Annotated in this window: 19 protein-coding genes, 1 tRNA gene and 1 pseudogene; 10 read left to right on the top strand and 11 right to left on the bottom strand. The window is 62.9% G+C overall.

The window, feature by feature from the left end:
• The first annotated feature begins 33 nt into the window (after window positions 1–33).
• From TMPK1_RS19630 to TMPK1_RS19645, 4 genes and pseudogenes are all read left to right on the top strand, one after another.
• Window positions 34–110 (top strand) — tRNA-Met (locus TMPK1_RS19630).
• 297 nt (window positions 111–407) lie between these two features.
• Window positions 408–1835 (top strand): annotated as a pseudogene (locus tag TMPK1_RS19635) (nSTAND1 domain-containing NTPase); the annotation flags it as partial.
• A gap of 312 nt (window positions 1836–2147) precedes the next feature.
• A complete protein-coding gene (locus TMPK1_RS19640; RefSeq protein WP_420245698.1) occupies window positions 2148–3551 on the top strand; it encodes a tetratricopeptide repeat protein in 1404 nt (467 codons plus the stop codon).
• Between the two features lie 16 nt (window positions 3552–3567).
• Complete coding sequence (locus tag TMPK1_RS19645; protein ID WP_420245220.1) at window positions 3568–3939, top strand: DP-EP family protein; 372 nt, start codon at window positions 3568–3570, stop codon at window positions 3937–3939.
• 52 nt (window positions 3940–3991) lie between these two features.
• Here the strand turns inward: TMPK1_RS19645 and TMPK1_RS19650 are convergent, their stop codons facing one another.
• From TMPK1_RS19650 to TMPK1_RS19665, 4 genes are all read right to left on the bottom strand, one after another.
• Window positions 3992–4450, bottom strand: coding sequence for a hypothetical protein (locus tag TMPK1_RS19650; protein ID WP_420245221.1), 459 nt, complete (start codon window positions 4448–4450; stop codon window positions 3992–3994).
• Window positions 4450–5724, bottom strand: coding sequence for a lanthionine synthetase LanC family protein (locus tag TMPK1_RS19655; RefSeq protein WP_420245223.1), 1275 nt, complete (start codon window positions 5722–5724; stop codon window positions 4450–4452). Before TMPK1_RS19655 ends, TMPK1_RS19650 begins: the two co-directional genes overlap by 1 nt.
• A gap of 9 nt (window positions 5725–5733) precedes the next feature.
• Complete coding sequence (locus TMPK1_RS19660) at window positions 5734–6792, bottom strand: hypothetical protein (protein WP_420245225.1); 1059 nt, start codon at window positions 6790–6792, stop codon at window positions 5734–5736.
• Window positions 6793–7005: 213 nt separating this feature from the next.
• Window positions 7006–7818, bottom strand: coding sequence for an SDR family NAD(P)-dependent oxidoreductase (locus tag TMPK1_RS19665; protein WP_420245227.1), 813 nt, complete (start codon window positions 7816–7818; stop codon window positions 7006–7008).
• Between the two features lie 90 nt (window positions 7819–7908).
• On the opposite strand from TMPK1_RS19665, the gene TMPK1_RS19670 reads away from it, so the two are divergent.
• Window positions 7909–8349, top strand: a complete 441-nt coding sequence (locus tag TMPK1_RS19670) for a winged helix-turn-helix transcriptional regulator (RefSeq protein WP_420245229.1) — start codon at window positions 7909–7911, stop codon at window positions 8347–8349.
• 139 nt (window positions 8350–8488) lie between these two features.
• Window positions 8489–9811: an aspartate aminotransferase family protein gene (locus TMPK1_RS19675; protein ID WP_420245231.1), complete on the top strand. Its 1323-nt coding sequence runs from the start codon at window positions 8489–8491 to the stop codon at window positions 9809–9811.
• Between the two features lie 3 nt (window positions 9812–9814).
• On the opposite strand, the gene TMPK1_RS19680 is transcribed toward TMPK1_RS19675, so the two are convergent.
• Window positions 9815–11914: a S9 family peptidase gene (locus TMPK1_RS19680; RefSeq protein WP_420245233.1), complete on the bottom strand. Its 2100-nt coding sequence runs from the start codon at window positions 11912–11914 to the stop codon at window positions 9815–9817.
• A 327-nt stretch (window positions 11915–12241) separates the two neighbouring features.
• On the opposite strand from TMPK1_RS19680, the gene TMPK1_RS19685 reads away from it, so the two are divergent.
• The 3 genes from TMPK1_RS19685 to TMPK1_RS19695 all read left to right on the top strand — a co-directional run bounded on the left by TMPK1_RS19685 (window position 12242) and on the right by TMPK1_RS19695 (window position 15968).
• Window positions 12242–13213, top strand: a complete 972-nt coding sequence (locus tag TMPK1_RS19685) for an ornithine cyclodeaminase family protein (RefSeq protein ID WP_420245235.1) — start codon at window positions 12242–12244, stop codon at window positions 13211–13213.
• Complete coding sequence (locus tag TMPK1_RS19690) at window positions 13210–14391, top strand: BaiN/RdsA family NAD(P)/FAD-dependent oxidoreductase (protein WP_420245238.1); 1182 nt, start codon at window positions 13210–13212, stop codon at window positions 14389–14391. Before TMPK1_RS19685 ends, TMPK1_RS19690 begins: the two co-directional genes overlap by 4 nt.
• A gap of 134 nt (window positions 14392–14525) precedes the next feature.
• Window positions 14526–15968 carry a S10 family serine carboxypeptidase-like protein gene (locus tag TMPK1_RS19695; protein ID WP_420245240.1) on the top strand — a complete coding sequence of 481 codons (1443 nt, stop codon included), beginning with the start codon at window positions 14526–14528 and terminating at the stop codon, window positions 15966–15968.
• Here TMPK1_RS19695 and TMPK1_RS19700 read toward each other — a convergent pair.
• Window positions 15965–16474 (bottom strand): Lrp/AsnC family transcriptional regulator, encoded by a 510-nt coding sequence (locus TMPK1_RS19700; protein WP_420245241.1) that lies wholly within the window; start codon window positions 16472–16474, stop codon window positions 15965–15967. The two genes, TMPK1_RS19695 and TMPK1_RS19700, sit on opposite strands and share 4 nt — an antisense overlap.
• A gap of 153 nt (window positions 16475–16627) precedes the next feature.
• Here TMPK1_RS19700 and TMPK1_RS19705 point away from each other — a divergent pair, with 153 nt between their 5' ends.
• A complete protein-coding gene (locus TMPK1_RS19705; RefSeq protein WP_420245243.1) occupies window positions 16628–18745 on the top strand; it encodes an amidohydrolase family protein in 2118 nt (705 codons plus the stop codon).
• A gap of 52 nt (window positions 18746–18797) precedes the next feature.
• Here the strand turns inward: TMPK1_RS19705 and TMPK1_RS19710 are convergent, their stop codons facing one another.
• From TMPK1_RS19710 to TMPK1_RS19730, 5 genes are read right to left on the bottom strand one after another with little or no spacing between them, the layout of a single operon-like run.
• On the bottom strand, window positions 18798–20102 hold the full coding sequence (locus tag TMPK1_RS19710) for an APC family permease (protein WP_420245244.1): 1305 nt from the start codon (window positions 20100–20102) through the stop codon (window positions 18798–18800).
• A complete protein-coding gene (locus tag TMPK1_RS19715; RefSeq protein WP_420245245.1) occupies window positions 20099–21769 on the bottom strand; it encodes a M61 metallopeptidase family protein in 1671 nt (556 codons plus the stop codon). The genes TMPK1_RS19710 and TMPK1_RS19715 overlap by 4 nt, the downstream gene beginning before the upstream one ends.
• Window position 21770: 1 nt before the next feature.
• Complete coding sequence (locus TMPK1_RS19720; RefSeq protein WP_420245246.1) at window positions 21771–22925, bottom strand: aminotransferase class V-fold PLP-dependent enzyme; 1155 nt, start codon at window positions 22923–22925, stop codon at window positions 21771–21773.
• Window positions 22925–24373 carry a S10 family serine carboxypeptidase-like protein gene (locus TMPK1_RS19725; RefSeq protein WP_420245248.1) on the bottom strand — a complete coding sequence of 483 codons (1449 nt, stop codon included), beginning with the start codon at window positions 24371–24373 and terminating at the stop codon, window positions 22925–22927. The genes TMPK1_RS19720 and TMPK1_RS19725 overlap by 1 nt, the downstream gene beginning before the upstream one ends.
• A complete protein-coding gene (locus TMPK1_RS19730) occupies window positions 24370–25863 on the bottom strand; it encodes a S10 family peptidase (RefSeq protein WP_420245249.1) in 1494 nt (497 codons plus the stop codon). The genes TMPK1_RS19725 and TMPK1_RS19730 overlap by 4 nt, the downstream gene beginning before the upstream one ends.
• Between the last annotated feature and the right edge of the window lie 254 nt (window positions 25864–26117).

Genomic DNA, 26117 nt, shown 5'->3' on the forward strand with positions numbered 1-26117 from the left:
CGCTGATCTAGAGCCCCGTTTTGTGGGTCCTGTCGCGGGGTGGAGCAGCCCGGTAGCTCGTCAGGCTCATAACCTGAAGGTCGTAGGTTCAAATCCTACCCCCGCAACCAAATACAAAAAGCCGACACTTCCGAGTGTCGGCTTTTTTGTTGTTCGGCCTGGATAAATCCCGCGCAAATACTGTCCGCAAGTCGGTGATATTCGTACGCGTCACCGTAAACTGACGTCTGATTGACGCGACTCATCGGCGCCGTTCGGTTGGCCAGCCGGTCGCAGAGCAATGCAGACGACCGAGGCTGGACATGAGACTGCAAACGTTCAGGTTTGGGGACTGGTTCGTTGATGTCGGGCTTTGCGCATTGAAGCGCGGCGACGACGGCGAAGTGATTGCGATCGAGCCGCGCGCGATGGATGTGCTGGTCGCCTTGTGCGAGCGACCTGGCGACGTGCTCAGTGCCCACGACTTGCTTCGTTTGTGCTGGGATGGACTCGTTGTCGGCGACAACCAGGTCCACAAGGCGATTCTGCAGTTGCGACGCGCGCTGGGCGATACCGCATCGGACGCGCGCTACATCGAGAACATCCGCAAGCGGGGCTATCGCACCGTCGCAACCGTGACGCCGCTGACCGCCGGCGAACGACATGCCGGCGAAGATTGGTCGCAAGAATCGCCCTATGTCGGCCTCGATCCGTTCGACGCGTCGCACGAAGCCGTGTTCTTCGGGCGCGACGCTGCGATCGTCGAGCTCGTCGAGACGACGACCGCGCAAATCGATGCCGGGCGCGCACTCGTACTCGTGCTCGGCCCCAGCGGCAGCGGGAAAACCTCGCTCGTGCAAGCGGGTCTGGTGCCTGCGCTCTTCCGCTCACCGCACAATCTGCGGGTCTCTGCTGCAACCACATTGGATCTCGGCGACGTTGGCGAGATCGAACTGTCGACGGCCGTCGGCGGCGCGCTTCTGGATCTCGACGTCGACGGCGAATCTCTGTTCGACGGAATGAGTGCAGAAGCGCTCGGCGAACATCTGCTTGCTGCACCGGCAGCAATCTCGCCGACAGCGCCGGCGGATACGAAGTTCGTTCTCTTCGTCGACCGTCTCGAAGCGTTGTTCAACTCGTCCATGGTCGACGAGCAACAACGAAGCGCGTTCCTCACCATTCTCGACGGTCTCGCGCGCGCCGGAAATTTCATCGTCATTGCTGCGTGCCGCAACGACTTTTACCCCAACGTGGCGAACGAGCCGTTGTTGATGCTGGGGAAGTCGCACGGCGGACATTTCGATCTTGAGCCGCCGACGCGGCCGCAAATTGCACAAATGATCCGCCGCCCGGCGCAAGTTGCGGGGCTGCGATTCGGCGCCGACCCGGATACCAAAGCGCAGCTCGACGATTTGCTGTGTGATGCCGCAGCCAACAGCCCCGACGCATTGCCGCTTCTGCAATATACGCTGCAGGAACTGTATCGCCTGCGCAGCAACAGCCGCGAATTGACGTTTGCAGCCTATCAGTCGCTCGGCGGGATCGACGGTGCGATCGGTCGGCGCGCCGAGGCGGTGCTCACCGGCTTGCCAGACGCAGCGCAAGCATCGCTGCCGCACATTCTTTCGATGATCGTCACGGTCGGGGCGCAAGACGAGGCGGTTCGCAGCCACCGTGCGCCCTGGTCGCTTCTCAAGACCGACGACGAGCGGCGCCTGGTGCGCACCTTGGTCGAGCAACGTCTCTTCGTCAGCTTTGTCTTTGATCGCGAGCCGGTGTTCGGCGTCGCGCACGAAGCTCTGTTGCGGCAATGGCCGCGCGTTGTTGCATGGATTGCAAGTCACCGGCAGGCGCTTCACACGCGCAGTCGATTGCAGGGCGTTGCGCAGCGCTGGATTTCGGATGGAAGGCGCACCGATCTTTTGCTGCCGCGTGGCAAGCCGCTCGAAGAAGCGCGCGATTTGCTGGTGCGCGCAGAGATTCCCGTCGACGAGGACGTGCGCGCGCTGGTCACCGCGTCGGATCGACGTGCGCGAAATGCCGACCGGATGCGGATCGGCGCAGTTGCAGGCTTCGCGTTCATCGCGTTGGTTGCCGTCGCGCTTGGCCTTCGTGCCAACTATGCGGAGTCGCTTGCCGCGAAACGCAGGTTGGAAGCCGAAGACCTGATGAATTTCATGGTCGGCGATTTCGCCGACAAGCTGCGCCCGCTGGGGAAGTTGGATCTGCTCGACGGCGTCACACAAAAGGCGCTGCAATATCTCGCCAACGAGGATGTCGCACGCACGCCCACCGCCGCGCGTCTGCAACAGGCAAAGGCGCTGCAGACATTGGCAGAAGTGAGCCGGTCGCGCGGAGCTGCAGCCGATGCGTTGCAAGCACTCAATCAGGCCGAGTTGCTGTTGCTCGCCAATGTTGCAGCCGGGCAGCACGACAACGACGTGGCAAAAAATCTGGGCGCGGTGTTTTTCTGGCAAGGACAGATCGCTGTCGATCAGGGGCGTCTCGACGAAGCCGAGCGTAAGCTTCTGGCGTATCAGGACGAGACCTTGCGGATGAACGCAATCGATCCCGCCAATCCGGATGCGTGGATCGAGCTTTCATACGCGCGTAGCAGTCTTGGCGTTCTTCTGCAGAAGAAGGGTGAAGCCGAAAAAGCAGCGGCGCTCTTCGAAGGCTCTATCGCGCTGAAGCAGCGAGCATTAGGTGAGCGTCCAAAGGACCAGCGTCTGCAAGCCGAACTAGCCAACAGCTTTTCGTGGCTAGCGAGTGCAAAGGCCGCGATGGGCGAACTGCAGGCGACGACGGATCTCTACAAACATCAGCGCGCCGCGCTGGAGGAGCTTCAGACGGCCGAACCGAACGCGTCGGTTTGGTCGTATCGCCTCGCAATCGCCAACAAGGTGGTCGGCGGGCTACTCGCCTTGCAGGGGCGGACAGACGAAGCTGTCGCTTCGCTGAACATCAGTGAAGATGGGTTGCGCGCGATCTTGCTGAAGGAGCCGACCAATCGGATTTGGCAACGCGAGCGGTCGATCACCGGGTTGCAGACCGCGAGGATTCTTGTGTCGACAGGAAAAACGCAAGCCGCACTTGAAAAGATTCGCGCATCGGAAAGCAGTCTTGTCGAACTGCAAAGCATCGACAAGAAAAGCGACGAAATCCCGCGCGGTTTAGCTGTCAGCCACTATCTGCAAGCGCTCATCGCCTTCAACAACGGCGACATGCAAACCGCCGAGGTGCAAGCGAACAAATCTGAGGAAATTCTAAATAGCATCTACGAAAAATACCGGACTGATCGATTCGTGAATGCAGAGTTGGCGCACACGATGCTTCTCAAAGCGCGGATTCTCGATCGTGGTGGTCGCCGCGATGCGTCTATCGATCTTTGCAAAACGACAATTTCGAATCTCTCTTCTGTTTCCGGAAGGGAGCGCGACTTTCGAATTGCGGATCCTTGGGTGCGCGCAAACATTTGCGCAGGCGACGCTGCATCCGTTGCGCATGTCGTCGCATTCATGAAACGGATCGGATATAACGACGCCGACTACAGCGCCTTCGTGAATCAATAATGGAGAGAAAACTGCCATGGATTCAGTACCGGCAAAAACCAAGAACGTGTTCGTCACCGTCACCCAGAGGGACGACGGGAGTTTGACCTGGACCTACGACAATCATCCAGGTAGCGGCGACAATCTCGACGTAACGACCGCTGAGACGATCATCTACACGCTGACGAACTCGCCAGGCTTCCAGTTCTGCGAACCGCCGGACGTTTACAAAGACCCCAATAGTCAGTTGTTCGACCCGAACTACGCAGCGAAGACCTGCCAGGTGACGGATGTGGACACGGTCCAGTCGGCGACTGCGATGGGCATCTATCTGTATGTGAAGGAGCTGAAGACCGACACGGTTTACCAAAGCCCCGATCCGGAAATCACAAACACGGAAGGGCCTTGAGCTTGTGCGCGGCGGTGTACTCACGCCGCCGCGATTTCGTCTTGCGGGACGGCTAGAACCGTCCGCGATCTTGGCGATCGTTCGAACGTGAATCCGTCGGCACCGATGTCGACGGCAGTGAAGCCGGAATGATCCGGACGGGCACGCCCATCATGTCGGCGGTTTCCATGATGAACGCCGTTATCAGCGTCGTGACGCCGCTTTTCTCCGGTTCGACCAACACGACTTCGCCTTGCAGATACGCGTCGAAGACGATGTCGGTCGCCATCGTTCGATGGAAATACGGTTGATGTGGCCCCATGCGATCGAAGCCGAGACCGAGATCGACAATCTCAGCTGCTTTGGCGAAGTCAGTTAGCCAATGCGCAACCTCGGCTGAGCACCCGCTGTGAAAGATGATCTTGGCCTGGAACAGCGCGCGCCACGCTTCGATGTTCAGAGTCGACGCGTAATCCAGCTCGCCGCGGATGATCGAAATGCGCGGGATGCGATTGTTGTGTCGCGCGCGCATTATTCGGCTCCTCGCCGCGAAGCTGCGCGCATCCCGACCTCGACGTCCCACAACAGCGCGCACGGAGCGTCCTGCGGATCCAACAGGCGCAGCAGCTCGTAACCGACGCCCGACACGCCCTGGAAAAAGCCAAGATTTTGCGCGCGGTCGCCGAACAGGTTGGGAAACGTATCGGCGTCCGCTGCGAGAAGCTGCGCCGCACGGGCCCGCGCTTGCGCAATCAGCTCTGGCCGGTCGAGCCGGATGCCGGCTTCGAGCAGAAACGAAATCCGGCCGAAATTGCCGCAACAAAGACTGTCACTATCCGCGAGCGGTTCGGTGATGGTGCGGCGGATTGCGCGGGTTACGTCGAGCCCGCTTTGCTGCGCCATGCCAATCCGCGCGAAGCCGATGCCAGTCGCACCATGACACCAGCTGCAGGCGGTGAAGTCGGCGACAGGTTGCGCGTCGGAGACGAAGCGGCGATCCGGCCAATTGCCATGCGCCTTGTCGAACAGCGCATCTTCATACGCGACCCACGCCAAGGCTGCTTCCGCGAACGCGGCGTGACCGGACGCGCGGCCGAGACGGTTGAGCGCGAGTGCAAAGCCCGACGCGCCACGCGCGAGTCCGGTCAGACTGTCCTGCGTTGTTCGTGCGTTCGGCGGCGGTGCGTGTGCCAGCAGATGCAAGCCGCACGCATGCGCCTTCTCCAATCCGATCGGATGACCTGCGCTGTGCAGCGCCAGCAAACCCAGAATTGTGCCAGCGGCGCCTGCGGCCAGATCGAACGTCTGGTCGGTTTCGATCAGCGCCTGTGTCAGCTGCGCGGCGAGTTGGTCGGCGCTGTCGCGTAGTGACGGCGCGTCGCCCAGTGCTGCGCCGAGAACAAGCGGATAGAGACACGAGGTAAGTCCCTCGGCGCCGCCGAAGATGCGCTCTTCACGGTCGAAGGTGCGTCGCGTCGCGAGACGGCGTTGCAGGGGAACGAAGGCGTGTTGCCCAACCTCGTGGAAATCTGTGCGCCCGGTCTTGCGGGCCAGCGCCAGCAAGAACACGCCGATCCCGGTCGCGCCGTTATAAAAATCTGAATCCAGGATGCCGATGATCGGGGATGCGTCGCTGGTTTCTTCGGCGAGAAGTCCGCGCCATGTAGCGCTGCCGCCGGTGCGGATCGCCAACGACAGCAAATGCTCGCCAATCTCGACCGCGCGCGTATAGGCGATCGCGGGAACCCAACTCGTCGCGGTGCGCGCGTCGCGGCGATGAATCTCGCTGGCATGCAGGAAAGCCATTCGCTTGGCTCAGACGCGCGGGGGAAATTGCTGGAAGACGATCGGCCCGTGTGGACCAAGCGCGTGCACCAGCTGGCATCCATTCGCCTCGTAGACGAGCGCGAGCTGCCAGACTTGGAATGTCAGCGGCTCGTCGTCGCGCGCGCGGCGCGCGATCTTCAACGCATAGATGGCGGTTGTGTCGCGCTCGATCGGCACCGAGCCGCCGGTTCGTTCGTCAAACGAGAAGCGCGCTGCGAGATGCGTGCTGAGCGCGGCCAACAGGCTTTCGATGCCGCTTCCTTCGACATCGATGTCGAACTGTTTGGCGAAGGCCCGGATCTGGGAATCGGTCATTGGCGTGCCGTGCGTCAACCGGACCGACTGATCGATCGCTTCGCCGCGATCGAGTTCACCGGCGCAGATTTGCAGCCATTGCACGCCGATCGAGATCGGAACGCTGCGCGACGCGAACTGAACCGACTGGAGCCAAATTCCGTAGTAGCGGCCGAGCGGGGTCACCACGATCTGGTTGGCGCCGCGCTGCAGAAAGTCGGCGGGGATGAAGACGTGCTGCGCCGCCCAGCTGGCTTCGGTTGGATAGTAGATCTTCAGCGCGCGCCCATTCACCGTGATCGAGAACATCGGCGGCGCCGGTGCGCAGGCGGCGAGGTTGAGCGTCATTGCGACGTCGCACTTGGACGCGGCCGGCAGCGCCGACAGATCCAGCGTAAAGCGCAGCGGTACCGACGATCCGTCCGGCGCGGTCAGCAACCAGAATTCAGCGTCGTCGCTTGCATCGACATGGGCCCGCACGTGCTGTGAGACGGGATGGGTCGGCGTGACGGTCTGCGACGGCAGCCAAGCGCCGTCGGCGGATCGGATCCGCATCGGCGCGGTCGGACTCGGCGCGAATTTCCGCATGCCCGGTACGGCAGGCGGCGGCGTGGTGATCGTCCAGCCGGCATAGGTGAAGGCGAAGGGCGTGCGCGCCGCCATCTGCGTCGGCGCCAGTCGCGTCTTTGTCTTCCGCCAGGCTGCGTTCCGCCAGGCTGCCTTTGGATTGAGAACCTTGGTGACGAAGCTCACGGGAAGTGTGTCTCGCTGCTGCAGGGCCGGTCGCATGACGGGGTTCGATCCATCGCAACGACCGGAATTGGTCGCGGCGAACCCAGCCTAGGCAGGCAAAGCGAGGCGCAATTCTTCGGATATTCTTCCGGCGGTAAGTCCCGGATTGGCTTGTGGAATTTTGTCGAAAGAAGAATTGCGGGGCGCCTGTGCGCCCCGCGAATCCTCGAACATTCAGGCGGCGATCTTCTGCCGATAGCGCGCGGCGACGTCGCGTCGCGACAGGACTCCGTGCATCGCCTTGCGTGCGGTCTCGTACGCGACCCACTGCGACTCGTCGGCGAGCGGCGGGATGGTGACGGTCTCGCGCTTGTCGAAACCGACCAGCGCCGCGTCGACCAGATCGTCGACTTCCATCACCCAGTCGGTGGGGAAGGCGTTCACGTCCTTGCCCGACTTGGCCCAGATTTCCGTGCGGGTCGCGCCCGGCAGCACTGCCTGGGCATAGACGCCGGTGCCCTGCAACTTCTCGGCGAGGCCGAGCGTCAGATTCAGAATGTAGGCTTTCGAGCCGCTATAGACGCCGTCGAACAGTTCGGGTGCGACCGCCAGCACCGACGCGATGTTGACGATCGCGCCGCTCTTCTTGGCCACGAATTGCTTGCCCGCTGCCGAAGCCAACACGGTCGGCGCCGTAATATTGAGCGCGATCAGCTGCTCCAGCTTGGCCCCGTCATTGTCGAGCAGGCTGCCGTTGAGCGAGATGCCAGCATTGTTCAGCAGCAAGGTGATCGCGGGATCTGTCGCAAGGCGCGCCTCGATCTTGGCCAGGTCGGCGGCCTTGGTGAGGTCGGCCGGCAGGACTTCGATCTTGCGGCCCGTCTCGGTCCGCAGTTTCCCGGCCAACGCCTCCATCCGCCCGGCGTCGCGCGCGACCAGGATCAGGTCATAGCCCCGGCGGGCCAGCCGGTCGGCATAGGTGGCGCCGATGCCGGCCGAGGCGCCAGTGACCAGGGCGGTGCCAATTAAGGTCTTGGAATTGCTCATTGTCATCTCCGTGGGCCCGCGCGTCGCCGGGTCACTTGCTTTTCGATAGTGACGCTTGCGGAGACATAGGCGGGTCACTATCTTTTTGCAATGGACAACGACAAACTTTCGACCGGGACTTGTCCCATCAGCCGCGGCCTGGCCCGGGTGGGGGACGTCTGGAGCATGTTGATCCTGCGCGATGCGAGCCTCGGCCTGACGCGGTTCGAACAGTTCCGCACCAGCCTCGGCGTTGCGCCCAACATTCTGACGCGACGGTTGAAGGCGCTGACCGAAGGCGGGCTGCTCAAGAAAGTGCGCTACAGCAAGACGCCGCCGCGCGACGAGTATCAGCTGACCGAAGCGGGGCGCGATTTTCTACCAGTGCTGCATGTCATCGCCGCGTGGGGACGCAAGCACAACGGCGCCGGCAAGATTAGCGATCTCATCGACGTCGAAACCGGCGCAGCGATCGAACCTGTGGTGGTCGACAACAAGACGAACGCACCGCTTGGAAGCCGCGCATTGCGCCTCGTCATGCCGGCGAACTAACGCGCGCGACGCGTGAACGCTGGTATCGGACTGCTGTGCGACTGTGTCATGGCTGCCTGCCCGCCACCGTCGCACATGCGTCTTTGCGGCAAGCAGCGGCGTATGTTTTGCTCGCTGCGCACGACCTCCAGGGGCGATCATGACGCATGTCTTCCACCGCACGCCCGACGTCGAATATCCAGCCGTGGCGTCCGCAGTTGGGCTGCGTATCACCGCACTTGATGGCCGCACCTATATCGATGGAGCCAGTGGCGCGGCGGTTTGCGGTCTCGGATATGGTGATGCCGAGATCATCGATGCAATCAAACAACAGCTCGACGAAGTCGCCTTCGTACACAGCGGAAGCTTCACGTCGCGCGCGGTAGAGTCCTTGGCAGATGAGTTGATCGCAGCGTCCGAAGGCGACTTCGCATACGCGTATTTCGTGTCGGGCGGTTCAGAGGCGACCGAAACGGCGCTCAAAATGACGCGCCAATATTTCGTGGCGCGGGGCGACGTAGGTCGCCACAAAGTGATTTCGCGGCGCAATTCCTATCATGGCAATACGCTGGGTGCCTTGTCGGTGAGCGGCAATCCCGGCCGCCGCGAGCTCTACGCGCCGCTGCTGACGCCGCACGTCTTCGCCGAGCGCTGTTATCCGTTCCGCGACCAGCAGGACGGCGAAAGCGACGGCTCCTATCTCGCCAGGCTGATCACGGACCTACGTGCGCGCATCGAAGAGGCCGGGCCGACGAACGTGATGGCGTTCATCGCCGAGCCGGTTGTCGGCGCGTCGCTGGGCGCGGTGCCCGCGATCGCAGGCTACTTCCGGGCCGTGCGCGAAATCTGCGACGCATATGGCATCATGTTGATCCTCGACGAGGTCATGTGCGGTATGGGGCGGACGGGCTCGCTGTTCGCTTACAAACAGGAAGGAATCGTTCCCGACATCGTGGTGCTGGCGAAGGGACTGGCGGCGGGCTATCAGCCGATCGGTGCCGTGTTGGTGCGCGATGAGATCTACCGCACCATCGCGCGCAGTGGCGTTTTCCAGCACGGTCACACTTATATGTGCCATGCGACGGCCGCAGCCGCTGCACGCGCCGTCCTGCGGAAAGTGCGACGCGATCGGCTGGACGAACGCGCCGCACTTGCCGGAGTGCAATTTCAAGCGCGGCTTACGCAGCGACTGGGACAGCATCCGATGGTCGGCGACATACGCGGCCGTGGCCTGTTTGTCGGCGTCGAACTCGTCGAAGATCGAACCGACAACGCGCCGATCGCCGACGGCGTCGCGATGGCGAGTCGCTTCCGCCGCGCCTCGCTGGATGCAGGCCTCGTCTCCTATCCGATCGGCGGCTTTCTCGATGGGCAGCGCGGCGCGCATGTACTCCTCGCGCCCGCGCTGACCGCCAGCGATGATGATCTGGACGAAATCATCCATCGCTTCGGCCTGGCACTGGCCGCGGTTCAACCCGCCTAAGCGTTATTTGTTGGCGAGTTTGCGATCGAAGAACTCACCCATCGCCTTGGTGAAGACGACCCACGAGTTGAAACGCAGATAGTTGTGGATCTCGTTCGGGATGATGATCTGTTCGATCTCCACGCTCGGCGCCCGCTTGCGCAACGCGGCAATCATCTCGGGCGTCTGCGCAAAGGCGACGTTGCGATCGTCGTCACCGTGAATGAACAACACCGGCGACTTCCATTTCTCCGTCGTCGCGATCGCTGAGGCTTCATAGGCGATCTTCGCCTGCGCCGGATCGGCGCCCGGCGCCGTCAGATGCGGCAACGTCGATTTCCAGTTATGCACGCCGGCACCGTCGACGCCGGCTGCGAGCAGGTCGGAATTTCGCGACAGGCCCATCGCGGTCATGATGCCGCCATAGGAAATGCCCCAGCTTCCGATGCGCTTGGGATCGATGTCGCTGCGCGCGCGCAGGAAGTTCACCGCCGCGATCAGATCCTTGTGTTCGCTGGCGCCGCTCGGCCCTTTGTTCAGCGCTTCGCGGAACTCCATGCCATAGCCGATGCCGCTGCGATAATTCACCGACAGCACGACATAGCCGTTGGCGGCGAGCCACTGGTTCATCGCATACATGTGCGAATAGGCGTCCATCGGATGCCAGCCGAGAAACATTTCGCGGCTGGGACCACCATGGAAGAACAACACCGCCGGACCTTTGGTGCTCGCGGCCTTATTGGCCGGGACGAACAATTGTCCGTGCACCTGCACGCCGTCGGAAGCGGTGAACACGACCCCTTGCGGCTGCACCAGTTTCGATAGCGGGAAGTCGGACGGGATCACGCCGGTCGCAAGATCGGTTGCAGCACCGCCGTCGATCAGCACCGGGCGCAACGGATTTTGTCCGTCGCCGTGCAGCGCAACGATCTTTCCGTCGCTGGTCTGGACGGGATAGTCGTCGATCGCGGTTCCGCTGGTGAGCTGTTTCGGTGCACCGCCCGCGACTGGCACTTCCCACAAATGCAGACGATCAGTGTCGTTGAGGTTCGACGAATAGACGATCTTCGACTGATCCGGGCTGAGCGACAGGTTGAAGACTTCATGCGCGCCGGGTGTCAGCACCCTTGGCGTGCCGCCTGCAGCGGGCATCACATATAGATTCAGCCAGCCAGTTTCTTCCCACGGAAAGACGAGCTGATCGTTGCCGACCCAGAACACGCCCTTGCGCGCGATCGTGTCGTAGAACACCGAGCCGCGGCCGCGCTTGGCGGTGAAGACTGGTTTGCCGGCGCCGGTTGCAGCATCGGCAACCACGATCGCCCACGGCGTCGATTCACGACGCGCACCAAAACGAAATGCTTCGCCGGTCGGGATGCGCAGAAACGCAAGCTTGGTTCCGTCGGCTGACCAGCTTGGGCTGCGATCCTGATCGACGCTGGGCGCCAGCCACGTGATCGATTTCGCGGCGACGTCATAGACGCCGATAAAACTGTGATCGGTGCGGCCGCTGACGAAGGCGAGCTTGCTGCCGTCGGGCGACCAGCTCAGTTGCGCGTTGCGACCGCGATCTTTGATCAGTTGCGTCGCCGGCTGTGCGCCGGTGATGGGCGCCGTCCAGACCTGGTTGTTGTTGATGAAGGCGACGATATCGCCTTTGGGCGACACGGTTGCGGTGTGACCTTCGCCGATCCGCTTCGGCTCGCCGCCATCGACCGACACCGCCCAGATCACTTGCGGTGGTGCGCCGGCGGGCGACGTCATGATGTTGACCGGGCCACCGCCTTCCAGCGAACCGCCGCGGCTGAAGAACACGGTCTTGCCGTCACCATCCCAGGTCAGTTCGCCGAGATCGGTGCCGTCATCGCCGCTGTAGTTGGTGATCTTGCGCGCTTTGCCGCCGCCGGCTTCCGACACCCAGATGTTGCGCGCGCCGTGATCTTCATAGACCCACGCGACCAGCCCGCCTTTGGGCGCTGCGATCAAGTCATAGGGAAACGGCGAACTGAGCAATTGCTCCACGGTGAAGTCGGGCGTGCGCGCAACGGCGACCGCAGAACTCGTCAACACCAGCAGCAACGCAGCAAGGACGGGCTTCGCGCCCGCCGGAAGAACAGTCCGCATTCGTCACGCTCCCTCATGTATCAACACGTAACGCAGCGCCATTCGGCCTTTTCGTACGCGCCACGAAGATCGACGTGGCCGGCGCATTCAGGCAAGCATTTGCACCGGCGTAAGATTGCGTTTTGCATCGGGCACGAACCCAATTTGGACGCGGCGTGCCGTCGTTCGAATCGCGCAACGCACCGCGTGCACGGCGCCGGTACAACTGATGATGCAAAAACCCGCGTCAGATCTGCCCGATTGCGGTGTGCATAGCTGCGGTCCGGCCCGGATCCTTTATTTCAAGCAATCGTCGGGTAGGATGCGCGTTCGATCTTGAGGAAAAGCATGAACGCACCCGCACCGATGGTCATTGATGGCGACGAAGTCTCGGCCAGCCTGTCCTATCCCGACTGTATCGAGGTGGTGCGCGACGCGATGATCGCGCTGTCGCAAGGCCGCACGCGACAAGTTCTGCGCACGATCATTCCGGTCGGCGATCACAAAGCGTTCGGCGTGATGCCCGGTGCGTTGGGCCTGGATGATTTCTTCGGCGCCAAGATTCTCAGCGTCTTTCACGACAAGGACCGGCCGACGCGCAGCGCCCATCGCGGCTTCGTCTTGCTGTTCGAAGGCGAGAACGGATTTCCCGTCTGCCTCGCTGACGCCGAACAGATCACGCGCATTCGCACCGCTGCCGCCAGCGCGGCTGCGACCGATGCGCTGGCGCGCAAGGATGCGTCGGTGCTGACCATCTTCGGCGCCGGCATGCAGGCGCGTTCGCATATCGAGGCGATCGCCTGCGTGCGCGATCTATCGCGTGTGGTCGTGTGGGGCCGAACCCTGGCGAACGCACAGGCCTTCGCGGCCGAGGCGCAGGCTGCGATCGGCCTGCCGGTGACCGCAACCACCGACGGCAAAGAAGCGGCGCAGCAAGCCGACATTATCTGCACCGTCACCGGCGCGCGCGAACCGATTCTGTTCAGCGACTGGGTGCGCGACGGCACGCATATCAATGTCGTGGGCTCGAGCGGCATCGGCCCGATCGAGATCGACACCAAGCTGGTGCAGCGCGTGCGCTTCTTCGCTGAAAGCCGGGCCGCCACCGCGCAATATTCCGAATTCCAGAAAGCCAAAGAACAGGGCGTCATCACCGACGATCACGTCGTCGCCGAGATTGGCGAAGTGCTGGGCGGCAAGCCCGGCCGTACGTCGCAAGCCGACGTCACGCTCTACAAATCGATCGGCCATATCGTGCAGGATCTCGCCGCTGCGAGCGTGTTGTACCGCCAGCGCCTCGGACTGACTGAAATTTCGTGAAGTCATACGACGTCGTCATTGTCGGCGCCGGCGCCGCCGGCATGTTCTGTGCGGCGGAGGCGGGCAAGCGTGGCCGTTCGGTTCTGCTGCTCGAACATGGTGCTGCACCGGGTGAAAAGATCCGCATCTCGGGCGGCGGGCGCTGTAGCTTCACCAACCTGCATGCGTCGCCGCAGAATTTCCTGTCGGGCAATCCGCATTTCTGCCGTTCGGCGCTGAGCCGCTACACGCAGCGCGATTTCATCGCGCTGGTCGACCGCTACGGCATTGCCTGGCACGAAAAGACCTTGGGGCAGCTGTTCTGCGACGGCTCGGCCAAACAGATCATTGAAATGCTGCTGGCCGAGATGCAGGCGGCGAACGTCACGCTGCAGCTCGGCACCAGCGTCGCCGATTTGCGCAAGAGCGACGAAGGTTTCGACCTGTCGCTGTCGCGCGGCGACGAGGTTCGCGCTGCGTCGCTGGTGATCGCGACGGGCGGAAAATCGATTCCGAAAATGGGTGCCACCGGATTCGGTTACGAGGTGGCGCAGAAATTCGGCGTGCCGGTCACCGAAACGCGCGCCGCGTTGGTGCCGCTGACCTTTGATCCAGCGACCTTGGAAAGAATCGTGCCGTTGGCGGGCGTGGCGGTCGACGCTGTCGTGCGCGCAGGCAAGGCCAGCTTCAAAGAAGGGATGTTGTTCACGCATCGCGGCTTGAGCGGTCCTGCGATCCTGCAGATCTCGTCCTACTGGCGCGAAGGCGACGAGATCGACATCGCGATGGCGCCGGGCATGGATGTGTTCGAGACGCTGCGCCGCGCCCGCAGCGACCACGGCAAGCAAGCACCGGCGACCTTCTTGAGCACGATTCTTCCCAAGCGCTTGGCGCAGCGCATCGCCGACGATGCGGGTGCGACGGGCAATCTCGCCGACGCGTCGGACGCGCTGCTGCGCAAGCTGGATGCCGCGGTCAATCACTGGCGCGTGAAGCCGCAAGGCAGTGAAGGCTATCGCACGGCCGAGGTGACGTTGGGCGGCGTCGATACGCATGCGCTCGACTCCAAGACGATGGCGGCGAAATCGGTGCCCGGCCTCTATTTCATCGGTGAGGTCGTCGACGTCACCGGTTGGCTCGGTGGTTACAATTTCCAATGGGCGTGGTCGTCAGGCTGGAGCGCAGGGCAGGTCGTCTAGCGCATATGCAATGCGGGCGATGTGGGCCGCTCGACTAAAACTGGTTGCGGCCACGCGCGGCGGGCATGACAACGCAAAGAACTTGTCGGGCCACGCGGTTACGCTTCACCGTGGGATTGTCCGGAGTCGTGTCGATGAAATTTCCGCTGATCTTGGTTGCGTTGACATTTGCCACCAGCGCGCTGGCGCAGGATCGCGCGCCCGTTGTCGCCGTCACGCAGCATGAGGGCAAGTTCAACGGCCAGACGGTTCCCTACACCGCGACGGTGGCGGAGAATTTCCTCAAGGACGCCAGCGGCAAGGACGCGGCTGCGATCGTCACCATCGCCTACACGCGCAGCGACGTGAAAGACGCGGCCAAGCGGCCGGTCCTGTTTCTGTTCAATGGCGGCCCGGGCGCATCGTCGTCGCCGTTGCACATGAACGCACTGGGGCCGGTACTGCGTCCCGACAAAGCGCCGCGCGACGATGCTTCGTTCCGTCCCAATCCGTACAGCCCGCTCGACGCGTGTGATCTGGTCTTCATCGATCCGGTCAGCACCGGCCTTGCGCGTCCGTTCCCGGGCGTCGATCCCAAACCATGGTACAGCCGCACGGGTGACGCGATTGCGGTCAAGACCGTGATCGCCGACTGGCTCAAGGCCAACAAACGTGAAGCCTCGCCGCGTTTCGTGATGGGCGAAAGCTACGGCACGGTGCGCGCGGCGATGCTGACCAAAGTCGCGCCGGCCCTGACGTTCGACGGCATCCTGCTGGTCGCGATGGTGGGCGACACCAGCGGCCGTGAAATGCCGTATGTTGCCGCGCTACCGACGATGGCGGCCGGCGCGTGGTTCCATCAGAAGATCGACCGGCGCGGTCGCACGGTCGAACAGATCTACGACGAAGCGGTCAAGTTTGCGCGCACGGACTATCTCGAAGCGTTGGTGCGCGGCTCCAGCCTGCCGGCGCCGGACCGTGCGCGCATCGCGAAGCGCATGTCGTCCTTGATCGGTCTGCCTGCCGATCTGATCGAGCGCGAAAACCTGCGCGTCTCGAAGAACGTTTTCATGTTCAACCTGCTCAAAGACAAGACTCTGCGCACCGGCATGTTGGACATGCGCGTGACCGCACCGTTGGAAGAGGGCGCGCAGGGCGGCATCGACGATCCTTCCTTGGGCGTTGCACCGAAACGCGTCGCGGGTGCGCCAGCGCCGACACCGGAAAGCATCGGCGCGGTGCCCAGCCCGGCGCTCGGCCAGTATCTGACCGGGCAGCTGAAATTCCCGAGCAACGGCGAGACCTATATCGGCGTCAATTTCGCCGCCAACGCCAAGTGGGATCACGAAGGCAACAAAGATGTGATCGCCTATATCGGTGAAGCGATGAAGGCCGATCCCAAGCTGCGTCTGTTCTGGTCGGCTGGGTATTACGACCTGACGACGCCGGCCTATGCCGGCCGCTACACATTGGATCAGGACGGCATCCCGGCCGACCGGTTGACCGCGGTCTATTTCGCGGGTCCGCACGGCGTCTATAGCGGCGAAGACAATCTCGCGACCTTCAACAAAGCGGTGCGCGCCTTCGTGACGCGCTAGCGTTTCTTGCTCGCGGCCGCCGTGCGCGCGCCGCCTTTGCGCGGCAGCGGCATAGCAGTGGTGTATTTCATCTCGGACAAGGTCATCACCGAGCGCACGTCCTGCACGCCGGGAAGTTTCATCAGCGTGTCGAAGACGAATTCCTGGTACCAGCGCACGTCGGGCGCCACGACTTTGATCATCAGATCCAGCTCGCCGAACACCGAATAACATTCGACGATCTCGGGCACGTTGTTGATCGACCGCTCGAACGCAGCCCGTTCGGTGTCGTCGAGCCGGCCGACTTTGATCTGCGCGAAGATCTGCATGTCGAGGCCAAGCTTGGTGCGGTCGAGGATCGCAACCTGCCGCTTGATATAGCCTTCGTCGCGCAGCCGCTGGATGCGGCGCCAGCAGGGCGATTGGGACAGGCCGATCTTGTCAGCAAGTTCAGCGGTCGACAGCGACGCATCCTGCTGCAGATGTTCGAGAATGCGCAGATCGATCGCGTCGAGATCGTCAGACATAAAAAACCAGGTCCCTTCAGTCCGCCGCATAATGTTTGCAGCATCCTGCGGTCTTGGCAGATAGAACGCAAAGATTTCCCCGCGATCTTGATTACAATTGCCAGTGCGTGGACATGCGATACGCGCAGATGAATGCCAAGCGGAGGCGGGAAGATGGTTCGGCAACTGGGGCTGGTGTTGGTCGCGTCCTGCATCTGGGGCAGCGCCTCGGCGCAGACGGTCGAACGTTTCTCGATTCTCGCCAACAACGAGAAAGTTGGCTTCGTGGTCGCGACCAGCAATGGGCGCGCGATCGACATCGACTATGCCGTCGACAACAACGGCCGCGGCCCCAAGCACAAAGAACATCTGGTGCTGAACGAGGGCGGCATCCCGGTCGAATGGACAATCGACGGCACGTCGCTGATGGGCGGCGGCGTGCACGAAAAGATGCGCTGGGAAAACGGCAAGGCTGAATGGGATGCGCAGGCCGACAAAGGTTCGGTCGATGCGCCGGCAGCCAAGCTCTACGTCGCCAACGATCCAAGCCCGTATAGTTCGGGACTCTACGCCGCTGCCCTGTTGAAAGCGCCGGGCAATACGCTCGACGTGCTGCCCGCCGGCAATCTGCGGCTGGAAAAAATCCGCGAAGTGAAAGTCGGCGACGGCGCCAATACGGCGACGGTCGACGCCTACATGCTGGCGGGCATCGACATGGTGCCGGAATTTCTGCTGCTGGATAAGCAAGGCAAACTGTTCGCCAAGCTGGGCGGCTCGCTCGCGGTGCGCGAAGGCTTTGAAGACAGTTTCAAATCGCTGCGGTCGTTGGGCGAACAGCTGAGCCTGGAGAAGCTGCAGCTGGTGCAGCAGAAGATCGCGCATAAATACGACGCGCCGATCCGCATCCGGAACGTCAAGATCTTCGATCCAAAAACCAAGAAGACGGCCGACGCCATGTCGGTGGTCGTCTTCCGTGGCCGCATCACCACGATCGAACCCGATGCGAAAGCAACCAACCCGAGCGACGAAGTCATCGTCGACGGGCAAGGCGGCACGTTGGTCGCGGGCCTGCACGACATGCATTCGCACAACTCGCTGTGGTCGGGGCCGTTCTATCTCGCCGCCGGCGTCACGTCGGTGCGCGACATGGGCAACGACAACACGGTGTTGCTGGATTTGATGAAGCGGCTGGATGCGGGCGAGCTGCCCGGCCCGTCGATCATTCCATCGGGCTTCCTGGAAGGCCGCAGCCCCTATTCGGCGCGCAACGGCTTTATTCCAGAATCGATCGCCGAAGGACTCCGCAACGTCGATTGGTACGGCGACCGCGGCTACATCCAGATCAAGATCTACAACTCGATGAACCCGGACTGGGTGGCGCCGTTTGCGACCGAGGCGAAACGCATCGGCATGCGCACGGTCGGCCACGTGCCTGCGTTCGACAATCCCGATCGCGTTCTGGCCGACGGCTATAACGAGATCTCGCACATCAACCAGCTGATGCTGGGCTGGTTGCTGGCGCCCGAAGAAGATACGCGCACGCCGTTGCGCCTGACCGGGATGGCACGCGCCGCGACCTTGGATCTCAACAGCGCCAAGGTGCGCAAGACGGTCGATCTGTTCAAAAAGAAGAATGCCGGCCTCGACACGACGACGGTCATTCTCGAACGGCTGATGTTGAGCCGCGCCGGCACGGTGCAGGCTGGCGACCAGGCCTATCTCGATCACGCGCCGATCGGCTATCAGCGCTATCGCAAACGCACCTTCGTGCCGCTCAAAGATGCGGCCGAGGATGCGCAGTATTTCAAGGCGTTCGACAAGATCCTGGCGACGATGGCCTTGCTGCACAAAGAAGGCATCAAGCTGTGGCCGGGCACCGACGACATGACCGGCTTCACCTTGCATCGCGAGCTCGAGCTGTACGTCAAAGCCGGCATCCCGGCCGGCGAGGTGTTGCGCATGGCGAGTTTTGACGCCGATCAGTACATGGTGCGCGACCAGCAATATGGCTCGGTCGAACGCGGCAAGCGCGCGGACTTTTTTCTGACTGTCGGCGATCCGTCAAAGGACATCAGCGCGGTGCGCCAGATCCGCATGGTGATGAAAGACGGTGTGATCTATTTCCCGCAGGAAATCTACGAAGCGCTGAACATCAAATCCTTCGCCACGCCGCCGTCCGTGACCGAGCCGGTCAAGAGTGCGGCTGCAAGTCAGCGCGACGCGGCCAGCAGCGCCTTCACCGGTACGCGCACCGGCTTTGGCGAGGACGACGAACACGATCTCGGCGATTGAGGGGCAGGTCGCGAAACAAGAAGGGCGCCGCGCGAAAGCACGGCGCCCTTGTTCATGCGACGGCGGGGGCAATCTTCCGCCGTTGCCGCGCCAGATAAAACACCGTGCCGACGCTGCCCCAACTGACCAGCAGCAGATACGGCTTCCAGTCGGTCTCGAGTCCGATCGCGCCCAGGATCACCGCAACGCCGACGCCAGCCCAGGAGAAGACGATCATCGTGGTGCGGCCGAACTTGAACGACGCGCCGTCATAGAGATCGGGATGGCGGCGCACGACGTGACCCGCGATGTAGCAGATCGCCGCCGACTGGATCACGCCGACGATATTCACCGCGATGAACAGGAAGGTCAGGTCCATCGGCAACAACAGGCCGATGCAGCACAGCGCGAAGACAAGCCGCGTTGCGAGATAGGGCGTGCCCCAGCGCGGATGGATCTTGGCCAGCGCTTCGGGCAACGCGTTGGCGCGCGCCATGGCGAAGATGCTGCGGCTGAAGATCATGAAAATCGCATTCAGCGATTTGCCCATCGCGATCACCGCCATCGCGACGATCATCGGCACCGCAGCCGGCCCCGCAAACTGCCGCGCCGTGTCGAGCAGCGGCGCCTTGCTGTTGGCCAGCCCGTCCGCGCCCAGCACACCCAAACTGACCGCGCCAATCATCAGATAGAGCAGCAGCGCCGAGATGGTCGCGACCGCGATGCCGATCGGGATTTGCCGGCGCCCGTCGGCAACTTCGTCGCCGACTTCGCACGCCGATTCCAAACCGGCGAACAGTCCCAGCAGCAGCGGGATCGCGGTGATGATTCCGTACCAACCATGCGCCAGCAGCGGCGAGAAGTTGGCCGCGTCGATCGATGGCGCACCCAGCGCGGCGAAGATCACGAACGCTACCACCAGCAGCGACATCAGCACGGTCTGAATCTTCGCAACCAGATCGACGCCGAAATGGTGGATCGTCGCGAGGATCGCAAACAGGCAGAACATGGTCGGCTTGACCGGGATCTCGATCAGCATCGAAACATAGCGCACCAGCACGAGCGCCAGCACCATCAACGCACCGATCGCGCTGATGACGCGGATCCACGCGAGAATGAAGCCGAGATAGGGATGCAGGAACCGGCGCGACCATTCGTAGGTCGCACCCGAGGTCGGCGCCGCCGACCCCATGAAGGCGTAGCTGATCGACATGATCAGTACCGGCAGCGCCGCCAGCACGACGGTGATGAGCATGCCCGGGCCTGCAATCGCAGTGGCAGGACCAAGCGCCGAGAAAATGGAAACGCCGACTGCGGTGCCGAGGCCCAGCGCGATGACGGCGGGCAGGTTGATGCCCTTCTTCAAGTTGCTTTTCATTGGGCGCACTTCGCGTCCGGCACGCTCTGCACGCGTTCCCACAAATAGCCTTTCTTCTTCGCGCCCTCGGGCTTGAAGCTGATCTCGAGCGGCTGCCCGTTGCGATCGATTTTAAGCAGGATCGGTTTGGCGGGATCGGTCTGCGCGTTGTCCAAGGTCACGGGGGCAACGATCTTGTCGCCATTCTGCACGCCGGCTTTTGCCGCAGGCGAGGCGGGGTCGAGATCGGCAATCACGCGCGGTGTGACGGTCAGGCTTTTCATCGCAAAGCCCAGCTCGAACACCGGCAGGTTGGTGTCGACGCGCTTGAAGCACGGGCCGAATGCGTTGGATGGCAGCACGAAGACTTTGCCGTCCTGCAGCGCCTGATAGTCGGCGCGGGCTTGTTTGCCGATTTCGCGCTCGGCCACGGCCAGCCAGGCTTCGATGGTTGCGGGCTTGCCGTCGCGACGTGCCGCAAGGAATTCGCGGATGACGTCGTCCAGGCGGCGCTTGCCTTTGCTGGTCGCCCGGATCTTGGCGTCGAGATCGGCGAAATAGATTGAGCCGCGATCGTAGGGCAGCACGCGGCCGCGCGCGTCGGTCCAGAACATCGCAATCGCGTCCGCCATCGGCAGCGTGTTGCGCACATTGGCGTAGTAGCGGCGCATCGTGTGATTGACGTCGCGCAGGAACTCGTCGGGCGTTGCCAGGCCCGCGGCAAGCGGGAAGCGACGCTGGAAATGCACGGCGGTTCCTTCGGTGAACCAGCCACCGGTGCTGCCGGTATCTTCCAGCGCGGTGATGAAGACATGCACCATCTCGTGCGTCTGCAGCCCGTGCACCTGCTCGGTCGGTGTCTGCCGCGCGATGGTCGAAACCAACGCTTCCGGACCAGCGACGCCGCTGATCGAGCCGAACATGTTGGTGCGATACATGACGGTGAAGGTCGGCTCGTTCGGCAGGCCGAAGAAGCGGAACATCTTTTCGTAAGCGTCGGCGGTCCAGGCCAGCAGCGTCGCGGGGTCGGCAATGTCGGCGGTCGAGGCAGCGCGGAACGGGCCGGCGGTGCTGAGATCTTTCGGCGTCGAGTCGAGCGCGCCGGCCATGAAGAACGACGTGCGCAGCCGCGCCAACGGGATCGCGCGATCGGCCTTGGGTGCTGGATAGGAGGTCAGCGACTGTTCGCCCGGCTGCAAACCGTCCCAGGTGATTTCAACGTTGTAGTCGTCGTTACTGTCGGGCAGCACCAGAAACGCCTGGCCTTGGCCGCTGATGCCCTTTGCTTCCGAACGCAGCTCGTAGGCGGGGCCGGTCGACATCTCTTTCGAGACAGCGACGCGGTAGGTGACGGTGATCTCGCCCGCGGGCGGACGCGCGAAGCGCCAACTGCGCTTGATGCCACCGAGTGTTCCGCCGCTTGCGTCGGACTCCGACATCACAAGCTCGATCGGACCTTGTGCGTCTTTGGCGGCAAGGTCGGTGACACGATCGGCGATGCGCAGCAGCGGGCCGATCGACGCCGGCATGGTCAGCGCGGTGGTTTTCGAGATTCGCTCTTCGACGTCGAGGCCGCTGGCGATGCCGTTTTCCAGCACGGGGCGCAGCTTGATGCGCAGGCTCGGCGCATCGTCGGCATGTGCCGCGGTCGCCAGGAGGCAGAAGGTGGCGCAGAGAAGCGTACGCATGTCAGGTCCTGTTGCCGGAAAGCACGTCGAGCAGCCGATTGATATCCGTCATGTCGTTGAACACAGACGGCGAGATGCGGATGCGGTTGGGATAGGTCTGAATGTTGATCGAGGCTGCATCCAATCGCTGCTGCAGCCGCGCCGCGGCGTCGCGCAGCGCGAAGGCGACGACGGGTGAGGTCGTGCCGGGCAAGGTCAACGGCTCGTAGCCCAGCTTCGGCAACTCGGCCTGCAGCCGGTCGATCAGCGGCTGGCGATGCTGCTGGATCCGGTCGACGCCAAGTTCGAGAATCTTTTCCAGCGACGCCGCCACCGCAACCGCGGGTGCGTGCGCCATCGTGCCGACATGGACGTGCCCGTCGATGTCGGTCGAGGCACGCACGTCGTACAGCTCGTCACCGGGCGGATCGTACGGGAACTGGTGATAGGTGAAGTCGGCGATCTGCATATAGCCGTGCAAGGTGCGCTGCAGCTGCTCGACATGCGCGTCGCGCACATAGAGAAACCCGACGCCGAAATCGCCCATCAGCCATTTGTAGGTGGCGCAGGCCGCGAAATCGACGCCGCTTGCCTTGACGTCGATCGGGATCGCGCCGGCCGCCTGCACGATGTCGGCATAGACCAGCGCGCCGCGCGCATGGGCGATCTCGCACACGCGCTTCAAATCATGCTGAAAGCCGCTGAAGGCTGAGACGAGCGACAGGGCGACGAGTTTCGTGTCGGGTCCGATCGCGGCTGCCAGCTCTTCCATATCGATGCGGTTGTCGCGTGCGCCCAGCACGGTCACGCGCAGGCCGCGTTCGGCCAACGCCCGGTAGAGATAGAGTGAACCCTGGAAGTGATAGATGTCGGTGACGACATGCGCGTTGCTGCCGGGCAGGCCCAGCGCGCCAACCACCAGATTCTCGCCGACCATGGTCGAGGGCACGAAGGCGATCTCGCCGACCGTCGCGCCGATCAGCTGCGCGAATAGACGCCTTGCTTCAGTGCGTAGGGATCGCGTTTCGATGTCGGGCGTGCGGATCTGCGTGCCGCGTCGCTCGGTATAGCGCTGCATCGCCGCGCGCGCCGTCGCCGACAGCGGATGCGCGTAGGCGGCGTTGAGGAAGGTACCGTCGAGCGCGAATTCTTTGCGCGACGCGAGAGGGCCGATCATCACTTCTTCGCCGACTCCGCAATAAACCGCTCGAGGTCTTTCGACAGCGCCAGGCGCGTTGGCTGGTCGCGATACATCATATGGCCGCCTTCGTAGCAGCGGTTGGTGAAGCGGCCGGCGAGATCGGGTTCGAGCTTGGCCGTCATGCGCAGATTGCCCGCGCACATATTCAGCGAGTCGTACTGGCCGGCGCCGACGAACACGCGCAGCGCCTTGTTGCTGCGCATCGCATTCTGCAGCCAAGGCTGCGACGCGGGCGGTCCGCCACCGCCCTGCATGCGCGCCATCAGCTCGGGCGTGATCTCGGTATGGTCGTAGACCCAACGGCTGCCGGTGCTGCGCCGCGCCGGGCCTGGCGTCGGCATGTAGCCGTCTTCGAGGCCGGTATAGGCGAGGTCGGTGCGATAGCCGAGCTCGTCGCGCAAGTACGACACGATCGCCTGGGCGCGGCCGGGCTCGTCCTTCTGCGCTCCCGCGATGCGCATGTCGTAGGTATTGAGCACGCGGTCTTTGTCGCCGTCGAAGAAGCCGCGCAGATAGTCGCGGTTCGACATGACCAGGGTCTTGCGGTCGATCTGTTCCGGTTTGACGCCCGTGAAACGCGCCAGATCCTGCGCGATCTTTTCGCGCTCGGCGTCGGTCAGCTCGTTCTTCTTCTGCAGCGCCGGCAGATACGTCTTCTCGACCCAGTCTTCGGCCTGTTTCAAGGTCGCGGCGCGATCGCGCATGAGGTCGGGTGCGAGCCGTTTATGTTCGAACGCCGACGCGGTGCGCGCGACGGCATAGAAGGCGTCGTTGAATTCGACCGGCATCTGCGAACCTGGAATGCCGCCCGAAATCAGGATTGCGCCCGCGACGTTCTCACCGCGCTTGGTCAGCAGCTCGGTCGTGCCGTTGACGCGCCAGGTGCCATAGCTTTCGCCCAGCAGAAAGAACGGCTGCTGTTCGACGCCGAAGCGCACGCGATAGGCGCGGATGAATTCTGCCGTCGCCGCAAAGTCGCCCAAGGTCGAGAGGAATTCTTTGTCGAATTCGGGCTTGGCGGTGCGGCTGAAACCGGTGCCGACCGGATCCATGAAAACCAGGTCGGTCGTGTAGAGCAGCGTCTCGGCGTTATCGACGAACTTGGCGCCTTCGATGCGGCGCGGTCCCAGCACTTCGGTATGCAGCAGATACGAGGCCGAGGTCGGTCCGCCATTCCAGGCAAAGGTCAGCGGCCGTGGCGTTCTGCTCTTCACCGTGTAGGCGATGAAGAAGATATGCCCGCGCACTTCGCCGGTTTCGTCGTTGCGGATTGGAATGCGCCCGGTGCGTGCTTCGTAGGCCAACGCGCCACGCGCGGTTTTGAGCTGGTGCTGCGTGACGACGACAGGCTCGTCGCCGGGAACCAGCAGCGGCGGGGTGGCGGTCGCGAGCAGCGCCGCGAGCAGCAAGGATTTGATGATCATTTCGACTCGTTGATGAAGCTGCGCAGATCGCTGGCGAGTTTGGCGGCGCTGTCGTCGCCGAGATAGGCCATGTGGCCCGACGGATAGGTTTTGGCCGTAACGCGATCGAGCGGCAGGCCCGCATGCGCGATCATGTAGTCGGCCTTGCCGACCGTGGTGACGAGATCGTAGAGGCCGGTGCCGACGAACAGGCGCAGTTTCTCGTTGCGGCGCATGGCGGCGGCCAGCGATTGCACCGGCGTCGCGATCTGCACGCGACCGGATGTCGGCGTGGTGTAGGCCCACTTCTCGTTGACTGCGCCGAACGCGATGGTTTCGTAGCTGGCGTTGATGTTGATCCCCAGCTCGTCGCGCAGATACTGGTTGATGCCGGCGATGAAAGACGGCGTGTACTGGCCCATGGCGGGATCGTCGGCGACCGCGTCGGCAGCACCCGCCGGTTTGCCTTTGTAGACATAGCGCGAATCGTAGGCGCCGATTTCCTGACTCTCGGTCTTGAGAAGCAGCGAACGAAACTCGCCCATCTCGATGCGCAGATTGCGGTTCAGAATTTCCGCCGCCGGAATGCCGATCAACGCCGCCATCGTGTCGGCGACGCGCGCACGTTCGGCGGCGTCGAGGCGATCGCCTGCGAACAAGGCTTTCAAATAGGCATCACCGGCAAAACGTGCCGCTTCACTTGCGACCTCGTCCGCCGACCGGCCTTTGCGATCGATCTTGTTGTGATACCAGGCGGTGGCCGCCATCGAAGCGAGATTGGTTGCGTAGGTCGCTTCGCCGTCACTGCCGAGCGTCAGCGCCTGTCCCAGCAGTACGATCCCGTTGAGCGTGATGGCGCCGAGGCGCGCATTGCCGCTCATCGGGCCGCCCATCAGCATTTTCGCAACCACGGCCGATCGCACCGTGCCGTAGCTTTCGCCGACGAGATATTTGGGCGCGTTCCAGCGATTGTTGGCGCGCGTCCAGCTTTCGATGAATTCGACGGTCGCTTTGGCGTCTTGCTCGGTGCCGTAGAATTGCTCCGGTTTGCCGGCCGACAAGATCCGGCTGAATCCGGTGCCGACCGGATCGATCAGCACGATGTCGGCCGCGTCGAGAATCGAGAACGGATTGTCTTCCAGCGCGAAGGGCGGCGTGGTCGGCGGGTGCACCGGATCGGCCATCTTCACGCGGCGCGGCCCGAACGTGCCGAGATGCAACCACAGCGACGCGCTGCCAGGGCCGCCATTGTAGACGAACAGCACTGGACGCGTGGTCTGCTCGGTTTTGGGCGCATCCTTGATGTAGGCGAAGGAAAAGATCGCAGCGCGCGGCTGACCTTTGTCGTCGGCCAGGATCGTGTCGCCCGAAATCACCTGATAGCGCAGCTTCTGGCCGCCGAACGTGCCTTCGCGCTTGGCGGTGAATTGACGGGGCGCTTCGTCAGCGGCGGCGCCGGCGGGACCCGACAGCAGAAGCAGCAGCAGAATGGTGGGGAGCAGCGCGCGCATGTTCGACGCCCTTCAAAGCCAATTGGCAGCGGGCAGATCGTAGCGGGCAGGACGCACAAGTTTCTTGCGTTCTTCTGCCTGTTCGCCCGCAGCCGCGCACGATTTATGTGCAGCCTCGCTGTAGGCGCCGCCGCGCCGGTTGCCGAGCAAGGCAGAAGCCGCCGGTCATGCGGGAATCACCGTTGGTTGCGGGCGCATAATCCTTCTGCGACGCAAGGCGCCGCGAATAAAACTTGCACGCAAGCCGCGAAGCG

The organism is Roseiterribacter gracilis, assembly GCA_018332375.1.
Lineage (GTDB): Bacteria > Pseudomonadota > Alphaproteobacteria > BOG-932 > Roseiterribacteraceae > Roseiterribacter > Roseiterribacter gracilis.

Coding starts and splice junctions, on each gene's coding strand:
- TMPK1_RS19665 (WP_420245227.1), bottom strand. CDS start 7,818: ATGAGCAATTCCAAGACCTTAATTGGCACCGCCCTGGTCACTGGCGCC.
- TMPK1_RS19720 (WP_420245246.1), bottom strand. CDS start 22,925: ATGATCGGCCCTCTCGCGTCGCGCAAAGAATTCGCGCTCGACGGTACC.
- TMPK1_RS19670 (WP_420245229.1), top strand. CDS start 7,909: ATGGACAACGACAAACTTTCGACCGGGACTTGTCCCATCAGCCGCGGC.
- TMPK1_RS19640 (WP_420245698.1), top strand. CDS start 2,148: ATGAATTTCATGGTCGGCGATTTCGCCGACAAGCTGCGCCCGCTGGGG.
- TMPK1_RS19710 (WP_420245244.1), bottom strand. CDS start 20,102: ATGAAAAGCAACTTGAAGAAGGGCATCAACCTGCCCGCCGTCATCGCG.
- TMPK1_RS19675 (WP_420245231.1), top strand. CDS start 8,489: ATGACGCATGTCTTCCACCGCACGCCCGACGTCGAATATCCAGCCGTG.
- TMPK1_RS19645 (WP_420245220.1), top strand. CDS start 3,568: ATGGATTCAGTACCGGCAAAAACCAAGAACGTGTTCGTCACCGTCACC.
- TMPK1_RS19650 (WP_420245221.1), bottom strand. CDS start 4,450: ATGCGCGCGCGACACAACAATCGCATCCCGCGCATTTCGATCATCCGC.
- TMPK1_RS19655 (WP_420245223.1), bottom strand. CDS start 5,724: ATGGCTTTCCTGCATGCCAGCGAGATTCATCGCCGCGACGCGCGCACC.
- TMPK1_RS19705 (WP_420245243.1), top strand. CDS start 16,628: ATGGTTCGGCAACTGGGGCTGGTGTTGGTCGCGTCCTGCATCTGGGGC.
- TMPK1_RS19685 (WP_420245235.1), top strand. CDS start 12,242: ATGAACGCACCCGCACCGATGGTCATTGATGGCGACGAAGTCTCGGCC.
- TMPK1_RS19715 (WP_420245245.1), bottom strand. CDS start 21,769: ATGCGTACGCTTCTCTGCGCCACCTTCTGCCTCCTGGCGACCGCGGCA.
- TMPK1_RS19680 (WP_420245233.1), bottom strand. CDS start 11,914: ATGCGGACTGTTCTTCCGGCGGGCGCGAAGCCCGTCCTTGCTGCGTTG.
- TMPK1_RS19700 (WP_420245241.1), bottom strand. CDS start 16,474: ATGTCTGACGATCTCGACGCGATCGATCTGCGCATTCTCGAACATCTG.
- TMPK1_RS19725 (WP_420245248.1), bottom strand. CDS start 24,373: ATGATCATCAAATCCTTGCTGCTCGCGGCGCTGCTCGCGACCGCCACC.
- TMPK1_RS19695 (WP_420245240.1), top strand. CDS start 14,526: ATGAAATTTCCGCTGATCTTGGTTGCGTTGACATTTGCCACCAGCGCG.
- TMPK1_RS19730 (WP_420245249.1), bottom strand. CDS start 25,863: ATGCGCGCGCTGCTCCCCACCATTCTGCTGCTGCTTCTGCTGTCGGGT.